The following is a 22,571-nucleotide window of genomic DNA, read 5'->3' as shown; positions in this document are numbered from 1 at the left end:
CGACGCTTATGCCCGAGGCCATGGACCGGCTCGGCATCCCCTGCTTCACCGACATGGCCGATGGGCTGGAGGGCGTCGACGTGGTGATGATGCTGAGGCTCCAGACCGAGAGGATGGCCGGCGGCTTCCTGCCCTCGACCCGCGAATATTTTCGCTTCTTCGGCCTGACCGAGGCGCGGCTGGCGCGGGCGGCGCCCGATGTGCTGGTCATGCACCCCGGCCCGATGAACCGCGGCGTCGAGATTGACAGCGCCATTGCCGACGACATCGTCCGCTCGGCGGTCTCCGAGCAGGTGGAGATGGGCGTTGCGGTGCGCATGGCCTGCCTCGACGTGCTGACCCGCGCGCGACGCGGTGTCGAGGGGTGGCCGGCATGACGGACCTGACTCCATGACTCTTCCGCCGCAGCCGCTCTGCCTGGTCGGCGCGCGTGTCATATGCCCGGTCAGCGGCCATGATCGTGTTGCCAATCTGCTCATCGAAAATCGCCAGATCGCCGGTGTTGGGGATGTGCCGCCGCCGTCCCATGCCGAGGCGGTCGACTGCAAGGGGCTGGTGGTGGCGCCGGGGCTGGTCGATGCCGGCGTGTTCCAGGCCGATGCCCGGGCCTGCCGGATGGGCGGAATCACCCGCGTGGTGCTGATGCCCGACCAGTCGCCGCCGCTCGACGATCCGGCGCTGGTCGCCTTTGCCCGCGGCGCCGGCAAGCCCGATGTCTGGGTGCATCCGCTGGTCGCCGCGACGCGCGGGCTGGCCGGCGACGAACTGGCCGAGCTGGGGCTGGCGCAGGAGGCCGGCGCGGTCGGTGTCGCCACCGGGCGCTCGGCGATCGGCGCGGCGGTGGTGATGCAGCGGCTGCTCGCCTATGCCCGAAACTTCGGACTGACTGTCGTCGTCCATCCCGAGGAGCTGACGCTGACCGCCACCGCCGTCGCCACCGAGGGCGAATATGCGACCCGGCTGGGGCTTGCCTCGGCGCCGGCCTATGCCGAGGTGCTGGCCATCGCCCGCGACTTGCGACTGGCCCAAGCCACCGGCGCGCGTCTGCATTTTCGGCAGGTAACGACGGCTGAGGGGCTTTCGCTCGTGCGCGCGGCGCGGGCGCGGGGTGTCGACGTCACCGCCGGCATCACGCCTGCGCACTGGCTGCTCAACGAGACCGCCATTGCCGGCTTCCGAAGCTTTGCCCGGCTGTCACCGCCGCTGCGCGTCGAGGAGGACAGGCTGGCGGTGCTTGAGGCGATTGCCGATGGAACGATCAGCCTGATCGGCTCTGCCCATGATCCGCAGAGCCAGGACGCCAAGCGCCAGCCCTTTGCCGACGCCGCGCCCGGCATGGCCGGGGCGGAAACGTTGCTGGCGCTGTCGCTGAGCCTGGTCCGCGAGGGGCAGCTCAGCCTGATGCGGCTGATCGAGGCCCTGAGCACCGCCCCCGCCCGCCGCTTCGGCCTGCCCGGCGGCGGCCTGGCCACCGGCGAGCCGGCGGACATCATCGTCTTCGACGAGCAGGCGCCGTGGCGGATCGATCCGAGCCGGTTCGCGGGCCATGCCAACACGCCGTTCGATGGCCTGCCCGTGGCTGGTGACGTGCGGATGACCATCAAGGGCGGAGAACGACTTTGGCAGGCGTGAACGCCCTGATCGCCGCACTGGCGCTGATCGGCATCGCCGGTCCCGCCACGGGGCAGGGGACGGCGCCGGCCGCGCCCGCCGCCGCTGTGCTGACGCCGAGCATCAGCAACGGCGTGCGGCTATGGCAGCGCGGCGAATGGGCGGCGGCGGTGCGGATGTGGCAGCCCTTTGCCGATGGCGGCAATCCCGACGCGATGTACAATATCGGCCAGGCGCGCAAGCTGGGGCGCGGGCTGCCGCGCGACGAGGTGCAGGCGCGAGCCTGGTTCCGCCGCGCCGCCGAGCGGGGGCATCGCCCGGCCCAGGCCAATCTCGGTATCCTGCTGTTCCAGCTCGGGGAAAAGCCCGAGGCGCTGCGCTGGCTGAAGACGGCCGCGGATGCGGGCGAGCCGCGCGCCCAATATGTCTATGGGGTGGCCAGCTGGAACGGCGACGGCGTGGCGCGGAGCCTGACAATTGCCTACGCCTATCTGGCCCGGGCGGCCGACCAGGGGCTCGAGGAAGCGGCCTCGGCACTGAACCGGTTGACGCCGCGGATCACGCCGGCGGAGCGCGCCGCCGGTTGGGCAATGGCGTCGAGCATGGCGCGGACTGACGGCAAGGTGGCGCCGCTCACGCGCGTCGCCAATCCTATGCCGCAGGCTGTGGCGGCGGCTCCGGCTGTACCGTCGCCGGTCCCTCAACTTCCGACCAGCGATCCGGCGGCGCTGGGTGCGCCGGCCCCGCCGGCAACCGGCACCCAGCCGGGTACCCGCGTCCAGATCGGTGCGTACAGCCGGCGCGAGCTGGCGGAAGCCGATCTTGCCTCGCTGCGCCAGTCGCGGCCCGGGCTGCTGGAGGGTGTCGGCCCGCGCTATGAAGCTGCCAATGGACTGGTGCGGCTTCAGCTCGGCCCTTATGCCAGCCTCGATGTGGCGCGCGCTGCCTGCCAGCGCTTCGTGGCGGCCGGAAGGGCCTGCCTGGTCGTCGACACGCCCTGAGGTGATGTCGGTCACTGTTGCCAGCTACAATATCCACAAAGCCGTCGGGAACGACTTGCGGTTCGATCCGGGGCGCATTCTCGACGTTATCGACGAGATCGGTGCCGATATTGCCGTGTTGCAGGAGGCCGACCGGCGCTTCGGGGCGCGGCAGGCGACGCTGCCGGCGGCGCTGCTGGCGGAGCGGGGCTGGCAGGTAGCGCCGCTGGCCGAGCGGTCCGCCTCGATCGGCTGGCATGGCAATGCGATCCTGGTTTCGGATCGGGTAACGCTCGAGCGCGCGGCGCGGCTGCCGCTGCCGGCGCTGGAACCGCGCGGTGCAGTGCTGGCCGATGTCCGGGTCGACGGGCATCTGCTGCGGCTGGTCGGGGCGCATCTCGATCTGTCGGGCCTGTGGCGGACGCGGCAGATCAACGCCATCGTCGATGCCATTGCCCGCCAGCCGGCGGCGCCGCCGGTGCTGGTGATGGGGGACATGAACGAGTGGCGGCTGCGGTCGCCGGGGCTGGCGTCGCTGGCCTCGGCCTATCCGCCGGTCCCACTGGCCGCGAGCTTTCCGTCGCGAATGCCGATCGGGCAGCTCGACCGGGTGTTCGCCAGCCGCAGCCTGACCATCGAGGAGGCCGGGGTGCACCGCAGCGCGCTGGCGCGGCGGGCGTCGGACCATCTGCCGGTGTGGGTGCGGCTGGGGGCGGTGCCGGGCCTGGCGACGGACGGATGATGGGCGGGTTGCTCGGGCTGGCGCTGGCATCGGCGTGCTGGCTGGTGCTGCGCATATCGCTGCCAGTGCGGCCGGTCAGCCATCCGCCGCGACCGGCGGGCGAGCCGGTCGATACACTGCTGGCCCGGCGCTTCGACATGATGGCGCGGGTCCATCCGGAGCAGAGCGGGGTCCAGCTGCTGGCCGATGGTGCGGCGTCGCTGGCGGTGCGCATCCTGCTGGTGCGCAAGGCCGAGCACAGGATCGACCTGCTCTATTATATCTGGCGGGACGATGTCGCCGGGCGGCTGCTGCTCGATGAGCTGCAAGCGGCGGCGGAGCGAGGAGTCCACGTGCGGCTGATGGTCGATGATTTCGGTACGCGCGGGCTCGATGCCCGGCTGAAGGCGCTCGACGGTCATCCGCACATCGAGATCAGGCTGTTCAATCCGCATCGGCTGCGGCGCTGGCGGTTCTTCAACTATCTGGTCGATTTTCCGCGGCTCAACCGGCGCCTGCACAACAAGCTGTTTCTTGTCGACGAGGCGATCGCGGTTATTGGCGGGCGCAACATTGGAGACGAATATTTCGATCCTGCCAACCGGTCGCTGCAAGCGGATCTTGATGTGATGGTCATCGGCGCTGTCCTGTCCGCCATCTCGGCCGATTTTGGCCGGTACTGGGACAGTATTTCGGCGGTGCCGGTGGGCCAGCTCGTCACGGACGATGGCACGGACCGGCCGCCGCCGCCGGAAAGCCGGTTGCGCCAGGCCTATGAAGAGGCGGTGATCGCTGGTGATGTCGGTGCGTTCTTCGACGAGACGGCGGACTTTCAATGGGCGGCTGTCCAGCTGTTCAGCGATGACCCGGCCAAGGCCCGGGGCAGGGTGACCGGTAGCGCGCTGATGGGTGAGCGGTTGCTGGCGGCGTTGCTGCCGATTCGACATAGCCTGTTGCTGGTCTCGGCCTATTTCGTGCCGCTGGGGCGCGGGGTGGATGCATTGGCCCGGTTGGCGCAGGCCGGTATCCAGGTCGATGTGCTGACCAATTCATTGCAGACCAACAATGTCCTGCCGGTCCATGCCGGCTACGCGCCGTCGCGCCGGCCGCTGCTGGCCGCCGGGGTGCGGCTTTGGGAGCTGCGCGGCCGGGCCGACCGACCGGCCGCGGCACTGCCGGCGCCACCGCGCTTCGAACGGTGGTGGCAGGGCGGGCGGCTGCTCCAGCCCAAGGCGTCGGTGCTGCACGTCAAGGCACTGACGGCGGATGACCGCTGGCTGTTCATCGGCTCGATGAACTTCGATCCGCGGTCGTGGTCGCTCAACACCGAGGTCGGCCTGCTGATCGAGCATGAGGACATGGCCAGTCGCCTGCAGCGCGAACTGCGCGCCCAGATGCAGGCGGACAGCTGGTGCGTCACGCTCGATCGCGGCCGACTAGCCTGGACCGGCGACGATGGCACGGTCCATCGCCACGAGCCGCAGGCGCGGATGCATTGGCGGCTTGCCGCCTGGCTGCTCGGCTTCCTGCCCTTCAAGTCGATGCTGTGACGCTCAGCTGAGGCCGGTGATCCGGCCCTCGGCATCCAGTCCGATGTGCAGCGCTGCCGGCGCTCGTGGCAGGCCGGGCATAGTGTTTATGTCCCCGGCCAGCGCCACCACAAAGCCGGCGCCCGCCGCCAGCCGCACGCTGCGGATCGGCAGCAGATGGCCGGTGGCGGCGCCGCGGACATGCTCGTCGGCGGTAAAGCTGTAGGGCGTCTTGGCGATGCACACCGGCAAATGCCCAAAGCCCTGGTCGACGAACTGGGCGAGCATCCGCCGCGCCGCCGGCCACAGCTCGATGTCGCTGGCCCGGTAGATCTCGCGGGCGATGGTCCGTAGCTTCTCGTCGAGCGGCATGGCATCGGGATAGAGAAAGCTGAAATTGGACGAGCCGCCGGCCTCGGTGATGGCGACGACGGCACGGGCCAGCGATTCGGCGCCGCGCGCGCCGTCGGCCCAATGGCTGCACAAATGGGCCTCGACGCCGAGCGTGTCGCGGCAATGGGCCAGCACGGCCTGCTGCTCGGCGGCACTGTCGGCGGTGAAGGCATTGAGCGCCACCAGCACGGGAATGCCGAATTTGCCGAGGTTCTCGACATGGCGCGACAGCACGTCGAGCCCGGCGGCCAGCGCGGCGGCATTCTCGCTGCCCAGCGTCTCCAGCCCGGCACCGCCATGATATTTGAGCGCCCTGACCGTCGCCACCACTACCGCGGCGGCCGGCTCCAGCCCGGCGCTGCGGCACTTGATATTGCAGAATTTCTCGGCGCCCAGGTCGGCGCCGAAGCCGGCCTCGGTGACCGCGAATTCGGCCAACCCCAAGGCTGTCCGCGTCGCCACCACCGAATTGCAGCCATGGGCGATATTGGCGAACGGCCCGCCATGGATCAGCGCCGGCGAGCCTTCGAGGCTCTGGACGAGGTTGGGCAGCATCGCGTCGACGAGCAGCGCCGCCATGCTGCCATCGGCGCCGATGTCACCAGCGGTGACAAAATTGCCGGCGGTGTCCTTGCCGATTCGCATCCGCGCCAGCCGCTGCTGGAGATCGGCGAGATCGTCGGCGAGGCAGAGAACGGCCATCACTTCGCTGGCGACGGTGATCTCGAACCCGCTCTCCCGCACCGGGCCGTTGCCGGCGCCCATGCCGAGCGCCAGCTGGCGCAGCGCCCGATCGTTCATGTCCAGCACCCGGCGCCAGCTGATGGTCCGGGCATCGAGCGGATGGCCAGTGGCGGTGGGCAGGCGGAAATGCAGGGCATTGTCGATCAACGCCGCCAGCAGATTGTGCGCCGAGGTGATGGCATGGAAGTCCCCGGTGAAATGCAGGTTGATCCGCTCCATCGGCACCACTTGAGAATGGCCGCCGCCAGTGGCGCCGCCCTTGCGGCCAAACACCGGCCCCAACGAGGGTTCGCGCAGCACGATGGCGGCGCGCTGGCCGATGCGGTTGAGCGCGTCACCGAGCCCGATGGTGGTGGTGGTCTTGCCTTCGCCGGCCGGCGTCGGGTTGACAGCCGTGACGAGGATCAGCTTGCCCGGCGTCGCCGCAGCGGCGCGTTTCAGGGCAGTGGCGGAGAGCTTGGCGATGTGATGGCCCTGGGGCTCAAGATCGGCAGCCGCCAGCCCCAAAGGTGCCGCGATATCGATGATGGGCTTCATCGTAGCAGCGCGGGCAATCTCGATATCGGTCGGCATTAAGGTCATTACCCCCGGTTTGACGTTCGATCCTGGCAGTCTCATCGTCTCATGACATCAGTGCAAGCCGCCGTCACGCTTGCGTGACGGTCTCGGCTTGCTATAGACCCGCCCTTCACACCTCGCGCGGGCGTGGCGGAATTGGTAGACGCGCTGGATTTAGGTTCCAGTGTCGAGAGACGTGGGGGTTCGAGTCCCTTCGCCCGCACCAGTGAGGTCATGCACAGCCTAGCCAAAGACGAGACCAGAGAATGCAGATTTCAGAAACGCTGAACCAGGGCCTCCGCCGCGAATTCTCGCTGGTGATTCCCGCTGCCAGTCTGGCGGCGCGGGTCGACGCCCGGCTGGCCGAGGTGTCCAAGCAGATCCGCATGCCCGGTTTCCGCCCCGGCAAGGTGCCGCCGAACCTCGTCCGCAAGATGCACGGCGCCGCGCTGCATGGCGAAGCGCTGCAGGCAGCCGTCAACGAGAGCGTCCAGGCGCTGCTGACCGAGCGCCAGCTGCGCCCGGCAATCCAGCCGCAGGTCGATTTCGACGCCGAGCCCGAAGAAGGCCAGGACGTCGCCTTCAAGGTTGCGCTCGAAGTGCTGCCGACCATCGAGACGATCGACATCGACACGCTGACGCTCGAGAAGCTGGTCGTGCCGGCCGATGACGCCGCGGTCGATGCGATGGTCGAGCGGCTGGCCAGCCAGCAGCAGAAGACGGAAGCCGCCCCGGCCAAGTACAAGGCCAAGGACGGCGATACCGTGGTCATCGATTTTATCGGCAAGGTCGAGGGCACGCCCTTCGACGGCGGCACTGGCGAGGGCATGCGCGTCAAGCTCGGCTCCGGCATGCTGATCCCGGGCTTCGAGGAGCAGCTGGTCGGGGTGAAGGCCAATGACGAGAAGACCATCGAGGTCACCTTCCCGAGCGACTATGGCAACGACAAGCTGTCCGGCAAACCGGCGCAATTCTCGATCACCGTGCAGGGTGTCGAGACCCCGGTCGCGCAGGCGATCGATGATGAGTTCGCCAAGGGCCTGGGCATCGATTCGCTCGAAGCACTGCGCGAGATCCTGAAGGACCAGGTCGAGGCCGAGACCGTGCAGCTGACCCGCACCCACCTCAAGCGCAAGCTGCTCGACACGCTGGCGTCGCGCCATGATTTCGAAGTGCCCGAGACGATGGTCACCGCCGAGTTCGACCAGATCTGGGCGCAGCTGGAGCAGGAAGTGGCGCGTTCCGACGACGCCGACGCCGCCCGTGCCGACATCGAGAAGGAGCGCGAGGATTATCGGCGGATCGCCGAGCGCCGCGTCCGCCTCGGCCTGCTGCTGAGCGAGATCGGCAACCGCAACAACATCACCGTCAGCCAGGCCGAGATGAACCGGCTGATCGGCCAGGAAGCCACCCGCTATCCGGGCGAGCAGCAGAAAGTGGTCAAGTTCTTCCAGGAGAACGCCATGGCCGCCGCCCAGCTGCGCGCCCCGCTCTACGAGGACAAGGTCGTCGATTTCCTGATCGGCAAGGCCGATCTGACCGAACGTACGGTCAGCCGCGCCGATCTCGAGGCCGCGATCGAGGACGAGGACGAGAGCCCGTCCCACACCCATGGCCATGTCCATGGCCCCGATTGCGACCATGACCATGATCATGATCACGACCATGGTCATGCCAAGCGCAAGGCCGCCAAGGCGACGAAGGCCGCAAAGCCGAAGGCGGCCAAGGCTGCTGATGCTGCAGCCGAAACCGCCGAGCCCGCGCCGGAAGCGGCCGAAGCCGAGCCTGTGAAGGCCCCGGCCAAGCCCAAGGCCGCCAAGGCAAAGGCAGCGGCACCGGCCGTCGAAGAAGCCGAGGCGGCACCGGCCAAGCCGAAGCGCGCGGCCAAGAAGACTGCGGCTGAATAACCGCCTCGGCGCTGCGACCGCAGGGCCGCGAGAATGTACGGGGAGGGGGCTTGAACTTGGCCCCCAAACGTCCGACGTTGCAGTATATATGGAGACCAAGATGCTAGATATTCACGCCGGCCTGATCCCGATGGTTGTCGAAAGCTCGAACCGTGGCGAGCGGTCGTTCGACATCTATTCGCGCCTGCTTCGCGAGCGGATCGTCTTCGTCACCGGCCAGGTCGAGGATCACATGGCCTCGGTCATCGTCGCCCAGCTGCTGTTCCTTGAGTCGGAAAATCCGAAGAAGGACATCTACATGTACATCAACTCGCCGGGCGGGGTGGTGACGGCAGGCATGGCGATCTACGACACCATGCAGTATATCCGGCCCAAGGTGGCGACCGTGTGCATCGGCCAGGCAGCATCGATGGGCAGCTTCCTGCTCGCGGCCGGCGAGCCAGGGATGCGGGTGGCGCTCAAACACGCCCGGATCATGGTCCACCAGCCTTCGGGCGGTGCCCAAGGCCAGGCGACGGACATCGAGATCCAGGCGCGCGAGATCCTGCGCATCCGGCAAACGCTGAACGAGCTTTACGTCAAGCATACCGGGCAGGACATCGACACCATCGAGCGGTCGATGGAGCGCGACAAGTTCCTTTCGGCAGAAGAAGCCAAGGTTTTCGGCATCGTCGACGAGGTGGTGGACAAGCGGCCGCTGCCGACGGAAGCCGAAAAACTGGCAGCCGCCTGAGCGTCGGAACGGCGCATGATTGCGCCGATGTGACAGCATTCAACAGCCTTGCCCTTGCAGGCAGGGTTGACTCACCGCTACACTCGCAGACGCGCGAGAGAGGATAGCCATGACCAAACTGAGTGGCGGAGATTCGAAGAGCACGCTCTACTGCAGCTTCTGCGGCAAGAGCCAGCACGAAGTGCGCAAGCTCATCGCCGGGCCGACCGTGTTCATTTGCGATGAGTGCGTAGAGCTTTGCAACGACATCATCCGCGAGGAAACCAAGACGGCCCTCGTCAAGAAGTCCGGCGATGTTCCGACGCCGCGCGAGATCTGCAAGGTGCTCGATGACTATGTCATCGGCCAGATGCATGCGAAGCGCGTGCTCTCGGTTGCCGTGCACAATCACTACAAGCGGCTGAACCATGGCGGCAAGGGTGCCGAGGTCGAGCTGGCCAAGTCGAACATCCTGCTGGTCGGGCCTACGGGTTGCGGCAAGACGCTGCTGGCCCAGACGCTGGCGCGCATCCTCGATGTGCCGTTCACCATGGCCGATGCGACGACGCTGACCGAGGCCGGCTATGTCGGCGAGGATGTCGAAAACATCATCCTGAAGCTGCTGCAGGCCAGCGACTACAATGTTGAGCGCGCCCAGCGCGGCATCGTCTATATCGATGAAATCGACAAGATTTCGCGTAAGGCCGACAACCCCTCGATCACCCGCGACGTGTCGGGCGAGGGCGTGCAACAGGCACTGCTGAAGATCATGGAAGGCACCACCGCCAGCGTGCCGCCACAGGGTGGTCGCAAGCATCCGCAGCAGGAATTCCTGCAGGTGGACACGACGAACATCCTGTTCATCTGCGGCGGCGCCTTCTCGGGGCTCGACCGGATCATCGGCGACCGGCTGCAGGGCAAGTCGATCGGTTTCGGCGCGCATGTCGCGGCGCCGGACGAGCGGCGCGTTGGCCAGTTGCTGCGCCATTGCGAGCCGGAAGATCTGCTGCGCTTCGGCCTGATCCCGGAGTTCATCGGCCGTCTGCCGGTAATCGCCACGCTCGAGGATCTCGACGAGGACGCGCTGATCAAGATCCTCACCGAGCCGAAGAACGCGCTGTCGAAGCAATATGCGCGGCTGTTCGAGATGGAAGGGGTGAAGCTGAGCTTTTCCACCGATGCGCTTTCGGCGATCGCCAAGCGCGCCATCGAGCGCAAGACGGGCGCGCGCGGGCTGCGGTCGATCATGGAATCAATCCTGCTCGACTCGATGTTCGAGCTCCCCGGCATGGAAGGCTTGGAGGAAGTTCAGGTCGACAAGGATGTCGTCGCCGGCCTCAAGCCGCCGATCCGGTTGATGGCCACCGACAAGGCGGCCTGACCCAACGACCGACCGGAAGCGACTGTCACATTTTTGTTACGGTGTGGCAGGAACTTCGAAAGCCTTAGCCCGTTGTTAGTAGTCGGTCGTCTATGTCGGTCGGGCTCATCACTCTTTGAAGGAATGCGTAGTGTTAAATCGTACAGGAACCGCCCTTGCGGCGGCAGTTGCTTTCGCTGCCTTGGCAGTAACGCCCGCAGCAGCCCAGGATACCGGTCCTTCGGCCCCCGATGGCACCCGTGCCTTCGGCATCGAGCCCTACATCGGTGTTCTTGGCGGCTATCACAGCTTCGATCGCCGCAGCGAGTTCGGCGTTTCGCCGAGCGACGGCCGCATGAACGGCTGGCTGGTCAGCGGCATCGCCGGTCTCAACATTCCGCTCGGGCCGGTTTTCATCGGTGCTGAAGGCAATGCCACCAAGGGCTTCGGCGACATCGACTGGGAATATGGTGCGCGTGGCCGCGCCGGTTTTCGCGCGGGTGAGTCCGGCCTGATCTTCGTCTCCGGTGGCTACCAGTGGGTCAACGGCAAGGGCAATCGCGGTTTCGGCGACAGCTCCGACTGGATCTATGGTGTCGGCGTGGAAGTCGGGCCGAGCGATATCGGCATGGGCGGCGTAACCGGTCAGTCCGGTCCGCGCCTGCGTCTCCAGGTGGAAACTTACAACTTCGACAGCCTTCGTCCGATGGCCGGCGTGGTTTTCCACTTCTAACTGATTTGATGCGCGCCGGTTTCGGCCGGCGCGCATCACCTTCCTGTGCGGCTTTCCATGCGTGGTAGGCTGTGCTGGACGAAATTGTCGATATCGCGCGTAAAGTCCGGAAACGCGAACATGCAGGCGTCCACTTTCGCCTCGAAGGCGATCCTGTCCAGATAGGCCGCGACCGTGGCATGGCTCCCGACGAGCGTTGGCAGCCCCATGAACATGGATTTCTTCTTCAGCGATTCGGACATGCCCTCGGACTTGTCGAGTTCCGCTTGTCCGACCAGCGTGCGAATGGCCGCCTCGTCGGCCCCTGCGACAATATGATCGAAGCGTGCCGCGGCCTCGGCATCGGTATCGGCAGCGATGACATTGAACAGCGAGATGGTGCCGACCTTGCGGCCCAGCGGTCCGGCGATGGCCTGGAGCTGCTCGGTGACGCCGCGAATATAGCGGACGTCTGAATCGACATCATGCGTGTTGCCGCCGGCAATAATGAAATTGCGGTCGCCGCATTCGGCGGTGAAGCGGATGCCGCGCCCCGATTGCCCGGCGCAGACCAGCTCGATCGGCGATGTCGGCACCGGCTTGATCTCGGCATGGTCGAACTTGAAAAATTCTCCCCTGAAGTCGCTGGTGCCGGTGGCCCAGAGTTGCCGCAGGATGGTCGTATATTCGGTCGCATAGTCATAGCGCCGCTCGAAATGCGCATCGCCGGGCCACAGGCCCATCTGCTCGAATTCCTTCTTGTACCAGCCCGAGACAATGTTGAGGCCGAAGCGCCCCGGACAGGCGGCCTCGATCGTCGCCGCCATCCGTGCCGCCACGGCAGGGTGCAGGGACAGCAGCGTCACCGAGGGGATCAGCTTGATCCGGCTCGTCACCGGCGCCAGCATCGCGGTCAGGGTGAAACTGTCGAGGCTATGATCCCAATATTCAGTCTCGCCGCCGAAGCCGCGAAACTTGACCATGGAAAGGGCGAAATCGAACCCTGCCGCTTCGCACTTCAGAGTGACGTCGCGGTTCAATTCCCAGGTTGGCCAGGTCGGCGGCACATTCTTCGAAACGATGAAGCCATTCTTGGCGATGGGCAGGAAAATGCCGATTTCCATGTCTGAATACCCCCGGTCAGAGCCGTTGTGATGCCATAACCGCCTGTGTCACGCAATTTCGGCCGCCGCTTCTGCGCCATCGTTGCCAGCCATGACGAGTGTGGGCCTCTGGACATGCGAAGCCCGCATGGGCTTATGCGCAGTACAAGATAGCCGCACCGCCTGCGCCGCCCTAAGTTCGGGAAATGAAAACGGATATGACGCAAACCGGAAAGACCTTTCCGCTTACCCGCCGCGGGCTGCTGCGGGTCGTCGCCGGCACTGGGCTCTGCCTGGCGGCAGGCCCGGCGATGTCGGCTGAAGCGGCCGGTGACGGCGCGACGGGTTTCGGCGTCTATCTGCGGATCGCGCCGGACGGGGCGATATCGATCCTGACCCCGAATGCCGAAATGGGGCAGGGGACGTTCGATGGCCTCGCCAAGGTGCTGGTCGAGGAGCTCGATGCCGACTGGGCGCGCGTCACCATCGGCTTGTCCGGCGCCAATGCCGCGATGGCCAATCCCAAGCTGCGCAGCCAGACGACCGGTAACAGTGAGGCGGTGCGCGGCTATTACGCCATCCTTCGCAAAACGGGTGCAGCAGCGCGCGAAATGCTGGTGGCCGCTGCCGCCCAGCGTTGGGGCGTGTCGGCGGCCGATTGCCGGACCGAGGCCGGGGTGGTGACTGCCGGCAACCGGACGCTCGATTATGGCGCGCTCGCCGCCGACGCGGCGAAGCTCCCGGTGCCCATCGCGCCGGTGCTGAAGGATCCGGCCAGCTTTCGGCTGCTCGGCAAGGACATGCCGCGCAAGGAGACCTCCGCCAAGGTCCGCGGCGCGGCAATTTACGGGATCGATGTGGAACTGCCCGGCATGCTGGTCGGCGCGCTTGCCATGCCCGATGCCGCCTATGGCAAGTTCCGCGCGGCCGGTCTCGACGCGGCGCGCACGGCCGAGGGCATCAAAGGCGTGGTGCCCGTGCTCGGTGGCCATGCCGTCGTCGCCGGAGACTGGTGGACCGCGCAAAAGGCCGCGGCACTGGTCAGCTTCGAGGTCGACGGAGCAACTCCGGCGTCCAGCGCCGACCTTGATGCGATGATGCGCAAGACCCTGGCCGACGAAGCCGCGCCCACTGCGCTTTTCCTCGGCGTCGGCGGCGGTACCGACCTTGCGGCATCACGCCAGAGCGCCGTTCGGTCACTCGCATCGGCTTCGAAGCGGCTCGCCGTCGACGTGTCCGTGCCCTATCTTGCGCATGGCACGATGGAGCCGATGGCCTGCACCGCGCAAATGGCTGATGGCCGGCTGACGATTTGGGCGCCGACCCAATCACCCGGCACCGTCTCCAAGCTGGCCGCCAAGCTCAGCGGCCTGGCCGAGGACAAGGTCACCGTGCATCGCACCTTCCTCGGCGGCGGTTTTGGCCGTCGCTGGAACACGGACTTCGCCCAGCAGGCCATCGAGGCGGCCATTGCCTTGCCCGGCCCGCCGATCAAGCTGATCTGGAACCGCACACAGGACGGCCAGCATGATTTTTACCGGCCCGCCGCCAAGGCCCGCATCGAGGCCGGGCTCGACGCCGCCGGCCGCCTCAGCGTCTGGAAGATGCGCGTCACCGGCCAGTCCATCGCCCAGGCGATCGGCCGCGCGCCCGAGAACCTGTCGCCGGATGGCACGCTGGCCAAGGAACTGCCCTATGTGGTGCCGGTCCAACATGTCGAATCAGCGGCCGTCACCCTGCCGGTACCGATCGGCTTCTGGCGATCCGTTGCTCATATGCCCAATATCTTCTATGTCGAGACGGCGATGGACGAGCTGGCCGTGCTGGCCGGCGCCGATCCGCTGGCCTTCCGGCTCGCCCATCTCGACGATCCCCGTTCGATCGCCGTGCTGAAGACGCTGGCGCGAATGATGGCCTGGCCGCAGAAGCCCGCCGACGGCATCGGCCATGGGCTGGCGCTGACCAATGGCTATGGCAGCTGGTGCGCGGTTGGCGCCCGTGTCCGGCGCCAGGGCAAGGCGTTGACCGTCGAGCGGATCTGGGCGGCGATGGACTGCGGCCTTGCGCTCGAGCCGGAGAATGTCCGCCGGCAGGCACAGGGAGCATTGGCCTTCGGGCTCGGGCCTGCACTGGACGGGCGGGTGTTGTTCGAGAACGGTGTCGCCAGCGCGCTCAATCTCGGCGACATCGGTGCGCTGACGCCGGCCGGGATGCCGCGGATCGAGGTCGAGCTGGTGCGCGGCGGCGATGAGCCCGGCGGGGTCGGCGAAGTGGCGGTGCCCGGCGTGGCACCAGCGATCTGCAATGCGCTGGTCGCGGCCGGCGGCGAGCGGGTGCGTGACCTGCCGCTGTCGGCGGCCGGCATCGACGTGACGGTTTGAGGATGACCATGGCACAGGATTTCGAGCTCGAGGTGAACGGCCGACCGATGCGGCTCAAGGCGGCGCCCGACACGCCGCTGCTCTGGGCGCTGCGCGACATGCTGAAGTTGACCGGCACCAAGTTCGGCTGCGGCGTCGGGCTGTGCGGTGCCTGCACCGTCCATGTCGACGGCGAAGTGGTGCGCGCCTGCACGCTTGAGATCGGCAGCCTCGACAAGGGGGCCAAGGTCACCACCATCGAGGGCCTTGCCGCCGTGCCCGATCATCCGGTGATCAAGGCCTGGGAGGAAGGCGATGTGCCGCAATGCGGCTTCTGCCAACCCGGCCAGATCATGGCCGCCGCCGGCTTCCTCAAGGACAATCCCGATCCCAGCGCCGAGCAGATCCGCGCCGGCATGATGAACCTCTGCCGCTGCGGCACCTATCAGCAGATCGAACGCGCCATCGCGCGAGCGGCCGCGTTGCAAGCCGGCAAGCAGGGCTGATGGCGCTCGGGCGTCGCGCCTTTCTGGGCTCGGCGCTGGCGGCGCCGTTCATTGGCGGCATCGCGCCCCGGCCCGCCTGGGGCCAGACAGTCGCCGACACCATCGTCATCGGCGGCGGCCTGTCCGGTCTGGCGGCGATGCAGATCCTCGAGAACGAGGGCCAGAAGGTCGTGCTGCTGGAGGCCGACCGACGGCTCGGCGGCCGCGCCTACACGCTCGATACGCCGGACGGGCCGTTCGAGTGCGGGGGCGCGACGCTTGGCCCGCTCTATGGGCGGCTGCGCAGCCTTGCGGCGATGGCCGGCGTCGCGCTGGTCGATCCTCTCGGTCGTGACGCGCTGAGTTATCATATCAACGGCCAGTTCCTGCGGCCCTCGGAATGGCAGACCTCATCGGCCAACCGGCTCCCGGCCGGCGAGCGCATGCTCCGCCCCGAGCAGCTGGAATTCAAGTTCGTCCAGCAGTTCAACCGGATCACCGATCTGGAAGATTGGAACAACCCGGCGCTGATGGCCTATGATATCCCGCTGGACAGCTTCCTGCGCCAGCAGGGGGTCTCCGACGAAGCCTTGCGCCTCATCGACATCACCACCAACTCGGTGGCGCTCTCGCGCACATCGGCGCTGTTTCAGATGCGCGAGTTTGCCCGTGTGGCGCTGCCGTCGCAGAACGATACCGCCCGCGAAGTCTATGCCGCCGGCAGCGATGGCAGCTATCACGTCGTCAAGGGCGGCACCTCGCGTCTGGTCGAGGGCATTGCCGGGCTGATGAAGGGCGATATCCGGACCGGCGCCGTGGTCGTCGGCATCGATGTACAGCCGGACCGGGTGACCGTGGAGCTGATCGATGGCACAAGGCTGCAGGCGCGGCACTGTATCTGCACCATCCCGTTCAGCACGTTGCGGAATGTCCAGATCAACCCCCCGCTGCGCGGCGACAAGCTCTCGGCCGTGCTCGATGCCGGCTACACCTCCACCACCCATGTCTTCGCCGTGCCGACCAAGCCCTATTGGGAGATGGACGGCAGCCCCGCCGGACTGATCTCGGATACCATCATCGAGAGGATGTTCGCGGGCCATGACGCCAGCGGCAAGGTTGCCTCGCTCGACATCTGGCTGAATGGCACGGCTGCCACGGCCATCGACAGCCTGCCCGCCGCCGAGCGCGCCGCCTTCGTCCTGGCGCAACTGGCCCAGGTCCGGCCATCGACCGAGGGCGCCATAGAGGTGGTCGGCACCTACAGCTGGGGCGAGAACCCGTTCATTCGCGGCAACAAGCATGTGTTCGGGCCAGGGCAGATCGGCCGCCTCTACCGGGCGATGGCCGCTCCCTGGGCCGAGCGGCTGCGTTTTGCCGGCGAGCACACCCGGAACTGGGAGGCCGGGATGGAAGCCGCGACCGAAAGCGGCCAGCGCGAGGCGTTTGCCGTACTAGGGCTGGGCTAAGCTGCCCGGCGCTGCTGGCGGAGACCGCCCCAGCTCGTCAGCCACACGCCGGCAAGGATCAGTATGGCACTGATGAACAGCCCGGAAGGCGCAGCTTCACCCAGCACGAGGATGGCGAAGGGTACGCCGACGACGGCCGATACCGCACCGATCAGGCTGAGCATCACCGGCCCGCCCCGGTGCTGGAGGATGAAGAACAAGGTGTATTGGACAGTAAAGTTGGCAATCTGCGCGGCGACGAGCAGCAGGGTCGTACGGTCTGTCGGCAGCGACAGGCTGACGCCCGGGATGACGGCGAGGCTGATCAGCAGGATGCCGGAGCCGCCGAGCATGCACGGCGCCAGCGCTTCGGGCCGCGCGCCGGGCGGCCACCGCCGGGTCCGGTAGAGATTGCCCACCGCCAGCAGGACGGGCGCGGTCAGCGTCGCGGCGATCCATGGCAGCGGCGCATTCGCCTCGCCCAGCTTGTATAGCGCGATGATCGCCGCACCGATCAGCGCCAGCGCGACACCCGAGGCGCGCATCAGGGCGAAACGCTCCATCCCGAGCAGCAGCGCGCCGACATAGGTGAACAGGGGCGGAAAGGCGATCGCCAGCGCCACGAAGCTGATCCCGACGTGGGAAACGGCGGTGAAGATCAGCATGAACGGACCAGCCATGCCGAAGATCGACGAGAAAAATGAATATTCGAGCGTCCGGAGGTTCCAAGGAGCGGTGATGCCACGCGCTGCGGCGAGGGCGAACAACAGGATGCCGGCACCGAGGCTGGACCAGGCCAGATAGGGCAGGGGGGCCAGGCCATGGCTCGCCGAGATCTTTGCGAGCACGGTCGACAACGCCAACAGCACGCCCGTGCCCATCAGGCAGGCGAGCGTATACAGTAAGCCTCGGCCCTGCATGGCGCCCGCTACACCAGACGTCGTCGTCATGACGTGCGCCGTACGCAGCGGCCGCTAATGAAGACGCGATGACAACCCATGGTGGAATATGCCCCGGAACAGAATCGGCCCGGCGTCGAGGGACGCCGGGCCAATGCCTTACGCGAGATCGATTGGGTCAGGAAATGATCATCTGGAGCATCCAGGCGTTCTGCTCATGCTGGGCGAGACGCGCCGTCAGCAGATCGGCCGTCACCACATCATCATTGGTCTCGGCGATTTCGATGGCATTCCGCAGCGTTTCACACAGCCGGCCATTGTCCTGCATCAGCAGCTGTACCTGATGACCGGGCGAGCCGTCACTTTCCTCGTCCTTGATGCTGCTCATCTTGCCGTAGCTCGTGTAACTGGCCGGCGCGGTCATCCCGAGTGCGCGGATACGCTCGGCAATCTTGTCGATCGCCAGATAGAGATCCTCATATTGGGTTTCCGTCAGCTTGTGGATGCCGAAGAAATTCGCGCCGGCGACGTTCCAGTGAACGCCCTGCGTCTTGATGAACAGCTGATAGCTGTCGGCAAGCACGGGACCGAGGGCGTCGCCAACCTTGGCATAGGCTTCCGGCTTCAGGCCGGTGCCAGGCCGGAACTTGGCGCCGTCTGGGCGGCCGAGCACCGGCGTTGCCGCCTTTGATGATTTGCCGGAAGATGCTTTTGATTGTGTAGCCATTTTAATTCCTTTGATTATCGAGCGCTGCGCCCGCGGACGATCGAAAAGATCAATCCGAGCACGAACAGGACGATGAAGATGAAGAACAGGATTTGCGCGATTCCAGCCGATGCGCTGGCGATGCCGCCAAAGCCAAACACGCCCGCAATGATCGCGATGACCAGAAACGCTATGGCCCAGCCCAGCATCGTCTATCTCCCGCTATTGTCTGCTGGAGATGAAACGAGGTCGCGCTGTCTTTGTTCCTTTTCAGCTCTCGAGCCGCTGCCGGCCCGCATCCCGGCCCGGGAGCATGTCGATCGGACCGTCCATATAGCGCTTCAGAGCGGCCCGTCCCCGGGTGATCCGGCTTTTGACCGTGCCGAGCGGACATTCCATCACACGCGCTATCTCGTCCCACTGCAATCCCGACTCCATCAGGAGCAAGGCTTCGCGCTGCTCGACTGGTAGCGTCGCCAGGGCCCGCTGCAGATCTTCCAGCAATATGCCGCTGCCCTGGGTCGCTTGGGTCGATTGCACATGAGATGGGGCATCGGGATCATAGGCGACGAAGCGCTTGGCTACCCCGGCGACAGTATAGAAATGGTTGCGCAGGATCCGGAACAGCCAGCCACGGAAGTTCGTACCTGGGGTGTAGCTGGCGCGCGCCGCCCAGGCCTTCATCAGCGTCTCTTGCGCCAGATCGTCGGCGAGATCGCGATTGCCGCACAAGCCACGGCCGAAGGCGCGAAGCGAGGGCACCATCTCGACCAGTTCGCGACGGAACTGATCATCATTGCCATTACTCACGTGTTGGCGTTCCCGTTGCCCGAACCGGTCTCATCCGGTCGGTCACGACGGACCGCATCGATCGAATCGAGCATCTTCAGAAACTCGTCCGGAACCGGCTCATTCTCGACATCGGCCCAGAGTTGCCGAAGCCCGGTAGAAATGACATCACGAGAACCGCGCGCGGCGCGAGGCTTGCGCGTGGGGTGAGTCCGGTCAGCCCCGTTGCCGTCGTCCGGCCGGGAACCCGACGCACTCGCTTTATCGTCCATCCAGCATTATCCTTGCGCAATACGACGCCAAACGATCGGCGGCGCGCTTTGTTCCCGAAGGGTCGGGAACAATCGAAACGGCCGATTGTTCCTCTTTCTTGCAACTCCGGAGACAGATCAATGCCCGAAGAAACCTCCATGCGCGCACTGCTGGGTCCGCATTTGCCCGGCCTCAGGCGTTATGCGCGCGCCATGTCAGGATCGCAACGCAGCGGCGATGCTTTTGTGCGTGGCGTCCTCGAGGCGCTGGTTGCTGCCCCGGAAACCATTAGCGGCAGCCAGAATGCCCGGCTCGACCTGTTTCGGCTGTTTCACGCCTTTTTCGATCCGCAACACGACATCGCCCGCACGGTCGACTGGAGCGGCGTCGAGGGTGTCGATGCGCCGTTCCTGCCCCATGCTTCGCGGCACGCGCTGCTGCTAACTGCGATCGAGGGTTTCTCCACGGGCGAGGCGGCCATCATCCTCGGCCAGACCGAGGCCGAAACCGCCCAGGCAATCGCCGATGCCGGTGCCGCCATCGCCGACAGCATCCGCTCACGGGTGCTCATCATCGAGGATGAAGCGGTGATCTCGATGCATCTGGAACAGATCGTCGAGGAAATGGGGCATGAGGTCGTGGCCACCGCGACGACGCGCGATGATGCCGTTGCCGAAGCCCAGCGGGTGGCGCCGGACCTGGTGCTGGCCGATATCCAGCTCGCCGATGGTTCGTCAGGCCTCGATGCCGCCCGAGACATCCTCGCACTGTTCGACGTGCCGGTCATCTTCATCACCGCCTATCCGTCTCGCCTGTTGACCGGCGAGCGTGCCGAGCCGACGTTCCTCGTGACCAAGCCGTTCGAACCGGAAACTGTTATTGCCACCATTGGCCAGGCGCTTCTGGCCCGTCATCCCGAACTGGCGCCGGCCGCCTGAAGCGTCGACGCGGGGAACAACGTGATGCCCCGACAGTTCTGTTGATGAGGCGACGGTAACCGGCTTCCGGACCGCCCTCCGACAGATCAAAGGAGCAGACTGATGAATTGGGACCGTATCGAAGGCAATTGGCAGCAGTTCACCGGGAAGGTTAAGGAAAGTTGGGGCAAGCTCACCGACGATGACCTGACCGAGATCGGTGGCAAGCGCGACGTCATGGTCGGCAAAATCCAGGAGCGTTACGGCATTGCCAAGGATGAAGCCGAGCGTCAGCTCGACGATGTCACCAGCCGTTACTGATCCGAGGGCCTTTTCATGACCGACGCTGTATCACCCCCGCACGATCACGACGACCATGTCGACTTCGATAGTGCGGTGGGTGATCCGGCCGCTTACTATGCCGAGCCGCAGTCCATCGTCGCTGACGATACGCTGTCGCGTGAGCAGAAAAAGCGGTTTTTGACCGAATGGGCGCAGGACATCGAGGGACGCATCTCGGCGTCCGACGAGGGTCAACAGCTGGACGATAACTCCGACAGTGGCTCACGCGATGCCGCCTTACTTCAGCAGATCAATGCCGGGCTGGAGCAGGTCGAGGAAAGTGAAGATAATGATCTGACCCGTCCGTTGCGCCTTTGGTGGAAACGTTGGAAATCCGGGTAAGCTGACCTGCTATTTAAAGGGTCGGTGGCTAAAGCTGCCGGCCCTTTTTCGTGGCGATAATTGTCCGAATATTTCGGAACATCTTCGATCAGGGCTGGTTGCCAAAACGGGGGTCCGATGAACTGATGCGTGCGGCCCGTACGCGTGTTCCTGATCAAAGGATTGCCGCGTGATCTCCCAATCCGCTCTCGCTGTCCGGCCGGCCCCGCCGATTTATTCCGGCCCGGTTGCCGACATTGCTTCACTGACACTGATGCGTCCATTCTTGATCCTGGCACCACGATTGGGGGACGAGACCCTGGGGTGTGGGGGGCTTATTGCCCGCGGGCTGATGCTTGGGCTCAATCCGACGGTCATCGCCCTGACAGACGGTGATCAGCCGGGAACGCCCGATTATTGGGGTCGACCCACAAGCAAGTGCTCGGTGGATGCCGATCGGTTTACCAAAGCAACGGCTGCGCTCGGCTTGCCATTACACAACGTCCATCGCTTCGGATTAGCCTCAATCTTTGAGGCCGACGACAGTGTGGTGTCGCGAATAATGGCGATCATGATGGATATTGGCGCCTGCACGATATTTGTTACCGATCCGTCCGAAATCGATTCGGACCGGGTGGCCGCATTTCGGCTGGCGGTCCGGTTGATCAAGGCGACCCCCGTCGATGCGGTGTGCGGGCTGGTGACCTACCCAATTGCCCAACGCTTCGAAGGCGGTGACTTTTCTCGTTTCGAACGCCTCACGGTGGGAATAGCACGCCCGGCAAAGATTGAGGCCATCGCACAATATGGCTCTCTTGATGGGCGGGCGACCGCCGAAGAGCCGCAATTTGATGGTGCGGCGTTTGCAAGTGGCGATGATGCGATCGAGTTGTTTCGACCGATTTTTGGGGTGTCGGCGTGTCCCGATCCGACCCTGGCCGCGCTTCCAGAGCTGTGCGGAAGGGCCGAGCATTGGGACAATCATGATAGGGCCCCTGAATATCAACGGCTCGCAGCCAATTCGGCCCTGGATGGCCAGCGGTTCGAGCGAATCTGGGATGTTGCTTCGGGTTTGTGGGGCCAGAGCCCGCGAGACTGTCTGCCTCCAGGAGGAAATGACACGATTGGCCTGGCGTCATTCACCCTCACCGAGGCTCCGTCCTGCGCCCTGGCAGACAAGCATGGCGCCCCCTTCGATCTGATCCAGCTCACCGATGTCCTCTGCCATCTCGGACTGGAGGGCATCATGCAGGCGGCCTCGCTCTGCATGGATCGGTTGGCGACCGGCGGCCGGATCCTGGTCATCAGCAGCCATGCGGCGACCGAAACCGTCATGACAGCGTCCGAGGCGATGGAGACGTTCGCAGCATGTCTCGAACCGCGCATATGTCACATCCAGCGGGTCGACCATCCTGGCTTCCGGCTTGATCTCCTTGGACGGCAGGCCTGAATCACTACCCTGTTGCCAAAGTCACTATTGCCGAGGAACACTGCACTCCTGCTTTTGTTACAGTTCTGACTAGCGGGCCGACCAGGCTTGGATGGCTCAAGAAGGAAAAGTAGATGGAAAATGCCTTGAAGGTTTTGATCGTCGAAGATGAGCCAATGCTTGCGTTTCAACTTGAGGATGATGTCAAAGATGCTGGCCATGAGGTTGTTGGCTATGCGATATCGTCGGTCGAAGCCCTGAACCTTGCTGCACTGACCCGACCGGATCTTGTTTTT

General features: G+C 65.5%; 22 protein-coding genes, 1 tRNA gene and 1 pseudogene. 17 read left to right on the top strand and 7 right to left on the bottom strand.

The window, feature by feature from the left end:
• The 5 genes and pseudogenes from pyrB to ACTIFJ_RS10555 form a co-directional block, all read left to right on the top strand.
• Positions 1 to 377, top strand: a pseudogene (gene pyrB / locus ACTIFJ_RS10575) (aspartate carbamoyltransferase catalytic subunit); the annotation flags it as partial.
• Positions 378 to 390: 13 nt separating this feature from the next.
• Positions 391 to 1,632 (top strand): dihydroorotase, encoded by a 1,242-nt coding sequence (locus ACTIFJ_RS10570; protein WP_439534076.1) that lies wholly within the window; start codon positions 391 to 393, stop codon positions 1,630 to 1,632.
• Complete coding sequence (locus ACTIFJ_RS10565; RefSeq protein WP_439534075.1) at positions 1,629 to 2,612, top strand: SPOR domain-containing protein; 984 nt, start codon at positions 1,629 to 1,631, stop codon at positions 2,610 to 2,612. The genes ACTIFJ_RS10570 and ACTIFJ_RS10565 overlap by 4 nt, the downstream gene beginning before the upstream one ends.
• Before the next feature lie 4 nt (positions 2,613 to 2,616).
• Positions 2,617 to 3,333, top strand: coding sequence for an endonuclease/exonuclease/phosphatase family protein (locus ACTIFJ_RS10560; RefSeq protein WP_439534074.1), 717 nt, complete (start codon positions 2,617 to 2,619; stop codon positions 3,331 to 3,333).
• Entirely contained in the window at positions 3,333 to 4,862 is a 1,530-nt protein-coding gene (locus ACTIFJ_RS10555) for a phospholipase D-like domain-containing protein (protein WP_439534073.1), read from the top strand. The genes ACTIFJ_RS10560 and ACTIFJ_RS10555 overlap by 1 nt, the downstream gene beginning before the upstream one ends.
• Before the next feature lie 3 nt (positions 4,863 to 4,865).
• Here ACTIFJ_RS10555 and ACTIFJ_RS10550 read toward each other — a convergent pair whose 3' ends face one another.
• Positions 4,866 to 6,551, bottom strand: coding sequence for a formate--tetrahydrofolate ligase (locus ACTIFJ_RS10550; RefSeq protein ID WP_439534077.1), 1,686 nt, complete (start codon positions 6,549 to 6,551; stop codon positions 4,866 to 4,868).
• Positions 6,552 to 6,677: 126 nt separating this feature from the next.
• On the opposite strand from ACTIFJ_RS10550, the gene ACTIFJ_RS10545 reads away from it, so the two are divergent.
• The 5 genes from ACTIFJ_RS10545 (at position 6,678) to ACTIFJ_RS10525 (ending at position 11,248) form a co-directional block, all read left to right on the top strand.
• A tRNA-Leu gene (locus ACTIFJ_RS10545) sits at positions 6,678 to 6,762 on the top strand.
• Positions 6,763 to 6,802: 40 nt separating this feature from the next.
• Positions 6,803 to 8,443, top strand: a complete 1,641-nt coding sequence (tig, locus tag ACTIFJ_RS10540; protein ID WP_439534072.1) for a trigger factor — start codon at positions 6,803 to 6,805, stop codon at positions 8,441 to 8,443.
• Between the two features lie 88 nt (positions 8,444 to 8,531).
• Positions 8,532 to 9,176, top strand: a complete 645-nt coding sequence (gene clpP / locus ACTIFJ_RS10535) for an ATP-dependent Clp endopeptidase proteolytic subunit ClpP (protein WP_439534071.1) — start codon at positions 8,532 to 8,534, stop codon at positions 9,174 to 9,176.
• Positions 9,177 to 9,285: 109 nt separating this feature from the next.
• Positions 9,286 to 10,536 carry an ATP-dependent Clp protease ATP-binding subunit ClpX gene (clpX, locus tag ACTIFJ_RS10530; RefSeq protein ID WP_439534070.1) on the top strand — a complete coding sequence of 417 codons (1,251 nt, stop codon included), beginning with the start codon at positions 9,286 to 9,288 and terminating at the stop codon, positions 10,534 to 10,536.
• Between the two features lie 181 nt (positions 10,537 to 10,717).
• Positions 10,718 to 11,248 carry an outer membrane protein gene (locus ACTIFJ_RS10525; protein WP_439534069.1) on the top strand — a complete coding sequence of 177 codons (531 nt, stop codon included), beginning with the start codon at positions 10,718 to 10,720 and terminating at the stop codon, positions 11,246 to 11,248.
• A 35-nt stretch (positions 11,249 to 11,283) separates the two neighbouring features.
• Here ACTIFJ_RS10525 and ACTIFJ_RS10520 read toward each other — a convergent pair whose 3' ends face one another.
• The gene (locus ACTIFJ_RS10520; protein WP_439534068.1) at positions 11,284 to 12,351 is read right to left on the bottom strand and encodes an LLM class flavin-dependent oxidoreductase; all 1,068 of its coding nucleotides are present in this window, start codon (positions 12,349 to 12,351) and stop codon (positions 11,284 to 11,286) included.
• A 197-nt stretch (positions 12,352 to 12,548) separates the two neighbouring features.
• On the opposite strand from ACTIFJ_RS10520, the gene ACTIFJ_RS10515 reads away from it, so the two are divergent.
• Genes ACTIFJ_RS10515 through ACTIFJ_RS10505 form a run of 3 tightly spaced genes read left to right on the top strand, consistent with a single transcriptional unit; the run spans position 12,549 to position 16,641 of the window.
• Positions 12,549 to 14,711 carry a molybdopterin cofactor-binding domain-containing protein gene (locus ACTIFJ_RS10515; protein WP_439534067.1) on the top strand — a complete coding sequence of 721 codons (2,163 nt, stop codon included), beginning with the start codon at positions 12,549 to 12,551 and terminating at the stop codon, positions 14,709 to 14,711.
• Between the two features lie 2 nt (positions 14,712 to 14,713).
• Positions 14,714 to 15,196 (top strand): (2Fe-2S)-binding protein, encoded by a 483-nt coding sequence (locus ACTIFJ_RS10510; RefSeq protein WP_439534066.1) that lies wholly within the window; start codon positions 14,714 to 14,716, stop codon positions 15,194 to 15,196.
• Positions 15,196 to 16,641: a flavin monoamine oxidase family protein gene (locus ACTIFJ_RS10505; RefSeq protein ID WP_439534065.1), complete on the top strand. Its 1,446-nt coding sequence runs from the start codon at positions 15,196 to 15,198 to the stop codon at positions 16,639 to 16,641. The genes ACTIFJ_RS10510 and ACTIFJ_RS10505 overlap by 1 nt, the downstream gene beginning before the upstream one ends.
• Here the strand turns inward: ACTIFJ_RS10505 and ACTIFJ_RS10500 are convergent.
• The 5 genes from ACTIFJ_RS10500 to ACTIFJ_RS10480 form a co-directional block, all read right to left on the bottom strand.
• A complete protein-coding gene (locus ACTIFJ_RS10500) occupies positions 16,638 to 17,570 on the bottom strand; it encodes a DMT family transporter (protein WP_439534064.1) in 933 nt (310 codons plus the stop codon). The genes ACTIFJ_RS10505 and ACTIFJ_RS10500 overlap by 4 nt on opposite strands.
• 127 nt (positions 17,571 to 17,697) lie before the next feature.
• Positions 17,698 to 18,246, bottom strand: a complete 549-nt coding sequence (locus ACTIFJ_RS10495) for a Dps family protein (protein WP_439534063.1) — start codon at positions 18,244 to 18,246, stop codon at positions 17,698 to 17,700.
• A 14-nt stretch (positions 18,247 to 18,260) separates the two neighbouring features.
• Complete coding sequence (locus tag ACTIFJ_RS10490) at positions 18,261 to 18,434, bottom strand: DUF1328 domain-containing protein (RefSeq protein ID WP_439534062.1); 174 nt, start codon at positions 18,432 to 18,434, stop codon at positions 18,261 to 18,263.
• Positions 18,435 to 18,495: 61 nt separating this feature from the next.
• A complete protein-coding gene (locus tag ACTIFJ_RS10485; protein WP_439534061.1) occupies positions 18,496 to 19,035 on the bottom strand; it encodes a sigma-70 family RNA polymerase sigma factor in 540 nt (179 codons plus the stop codon).
• Positions 19,032 to 19,286 carry a NepR family anti-sigma factor gene (locus ACTIFJ_RS10480; RefSeq protein ID WP_439534060.1) on the bottom strand — a complete coding sequence of 85 codons (255 nt, stop codon included), beginning with the start codon at positions 19,284 to 19,286 and terminating at the stop codon, positions 19,032 to 19,034. The genes ACTIFJ_RS10485 and ACTIFJ_RS10480 overlap by 4 nt, the downstream gene beginning before the upstream one ends.
• Before the next feature lie 138 nt (positions 19,287 to 19,424).
• Here ACTIFJ_RS10480 and ACTIFJ_RS10475 point away from each other — a divergent pair, with 138 nt between their 5' ends.
• The 4 genes from ACTIFJ_RS10475 to ACTIFJ_RS10460 all read left to right on the top strand — a co-directional run bounded on the left by ACTIFJ_RS10475 (position 19,425) and on the right by ACTIFJ_RS10460 (position 22,296).
• Positions 19,425 to 20,204, top strand: coding sequence for a response regulator (locus tag ACTIFJ_RS10475; protein WP_439534059.1), 780 nt, complete (start codon positions 19,425 to 19,427; stop codon positions 20,202 to 20,204).
• A 102-nt stretch (positions 20,205 to 20,306) separates the two neighbouring features.
• Positions 20,307 to 20,504, top strand: coding sequence for a CsbD family protein (locus tag ACTIFJ_RS10470; RefSeq protein ID WP_439534058.1), 198 nt, complete (start codon positions 20,307 to 20,309; stop codon positions 20,502 to 20,504).
• Positions 20,505 to 20,519: 15 nt separating this feature from the next.
• Positions 20,520 to 20,867 carry a hypothetical protein gene (locus tag ACTIFJ_RS10465; protein ID WP_439534057.1) on the top strand — a complete coding sequence of 116 codons (348 nt, stop codon included), beginning with the start codon at positions 20,520 to 20,522 and terminating at the stop codon, positions 20,865 to 20,867.
• A 169-nt stretch (positions 20,868 to 21,036) separates the two neighbouring features.
• The gene (locus ACTIFJ_RS10460) at positions 21,037 to 22,296 is read left to right on the top strand and encodes a hypothetical protein (protein WP_439534056.1); all 1,260 of its coding nucleotides are present in this window, start codon (positions 21,037 to 21,039) and stop codon (positions 22,294 to 22,296) included.
• Positions 22,297 to 22,571 lie beyond the last annotated feature (275 nt).

The sequence above is a fragment of the Polymorphobacter sp. genome, assembly GCF_051860865.1.
Classification (GTDB): Bacteria; Pseudomonadota; Alphaproteobacteria; order Sphingomonadales; family Sphingomonadaceae; genus Sandarakinorhabdus.
The sequence above is the reverse complement of the archived record's forward strand: the minus strand, read 5'-3'. Positions and strand labels throughout refer to the sequence as shown.

What these genes read in the sequence shown, in the direction of transcription:
- ACTIFJ_RS10550 (WP_439534077.1), bottom strand. Translation starts at nt 6,551, where the DNA reads ATGCCGACCGATATCGAGATTGCCCGCGCTGCTACGATGAAGCCCATC.
- tig (WP_439534072.1), top strand. Translation starts at nt 6,803, where the DNA reads ATGCAGATTTCAGAAACGCTGAACCAGGGCCTCCGCCGCGAATTCTCG.
- clpP (WP_439534071.1), top strand. Translation starts at nt 8,532, where the DNA reads ATGGAGACCAAGATGCTAGATATTCACGCCGGCCTGATCCCGATGGTT.
- ACTIFJ_RS10515 (WP_439534067.1), top strand. Translation starts at nt 12,549, where the DNA reads ATGACGCAAACCGGAAAGACCTTTCCGCTTACCCGCCGCGGGCTGCTG.
- ACTIFJ_RS10520 (WP_439534068.1), bottom strand. Translation starts at nt 12,351, where the DNA reads ATGGAAATCGGCATTTTCCTGCCCATCGCCAAGAATGGCTTCATCGTT.
- ACTIFJ_RS10465 (WP_439534057.1), top strand. Translation starts at nt 20,520, where the DNA reads ATGACCGACGCTGTATCACCCCCGCACGATCACGACGACCATGTCGAC.
- ACTIFJ_RS10510 (WP_439534066.1), top strand. Translation starts at nt 14,714, where the DNA reads ATGACCATGGCACAGGATTTCGAGCTCGAGGTGAACGGCCGACCGATG.
- ACTIFJ_RS10500 (WP_439534064.1), bottom strand. Translation starts at nt 17,570, where the DNA reads ATGACGACGACGTCTGGTGTAGCGGGCGCCATGCAGGGCCGAGGCTTA.
- ACTIFJ_RS10495 (WP_439534063.1), bottom strand. Translation starts at nt 18,246, where the DNA reads ATGGCTACACAATCAAAAGCATCTTCCGGCAAATCATCAAAGGCGGCA.
- ACTIFJ_RS10480 (WP_439534060.1), bottom strand. Translation starts at nt 19,286, where the DNA reads ATGGACGATAAAGCGAGTGCGTCGGGTTCCCGGCCGGACGACGGCAAC.
- ACTIFJ_RS10555 (WP_439534073.1), top strand. Translation starts at nt 3,333, where the DNA reads ATGGGCGGGTTGCTCGGGCTGGCGCTGGCATCGGCGTGCTGGCTGGTG.
- clpX (WP_439534070.1), top strand. Translation starts at nt 9,286, where the DNA reads ATGACCAAACTGAGTGGCGGAGATTCGAAGAGCACGCTCTACTGCAGC.
- ACTIFJ_RS10570 (WP_439534076.1), top strand. Translation starts at nt 391, where the DNA reads ATGACTCTTCCGCCGCAGCCGCTCTGCCTGGTCGGCGCGCGTGTCATA.
- ACTIFJ_RS10505 (WP_439534065.1), top strand. Translation starts at nt 15,196, where the DNA reads ATGGCGCTCGGGCGTCGCGCCTTTCTGGGCTCGGCGCTGGCGGCGCCG.
- ACTIFJ_RS10470 (WP_439534058.1), top strand. Translation starts at nt 20,307, where the DNA reads ATGAATTGGGACCGTATCGAAGGCAATTGGCAGCAGTTCACCGGGAAG.
- ACTIFJ_RS10490 (WP_439534062.1), bottom strand. Translation starts at nt 18,434, where the DNA reads ATGCTGGGCTGGGCCATAGCGTTTCTGGTCATCGCGATCATTGCGGGC.
- ACTIFJ_RS10560 (WP_439534074.1), top strand. Translation starts at nt 2,617, where the DNA reads ATGTCGGTCACTGTTGCCAGCTACAATATCCACAAAGCCGTCGGGAAC.
- ACTIFJ_RS10475 (WP_439534059.1), top strand. Translation starts at nt 19,425, where the DNA reads ATGCGCGCACTGCTGGGTCCGCATTTGCCCGGCCTCAGGCGTTATGCG.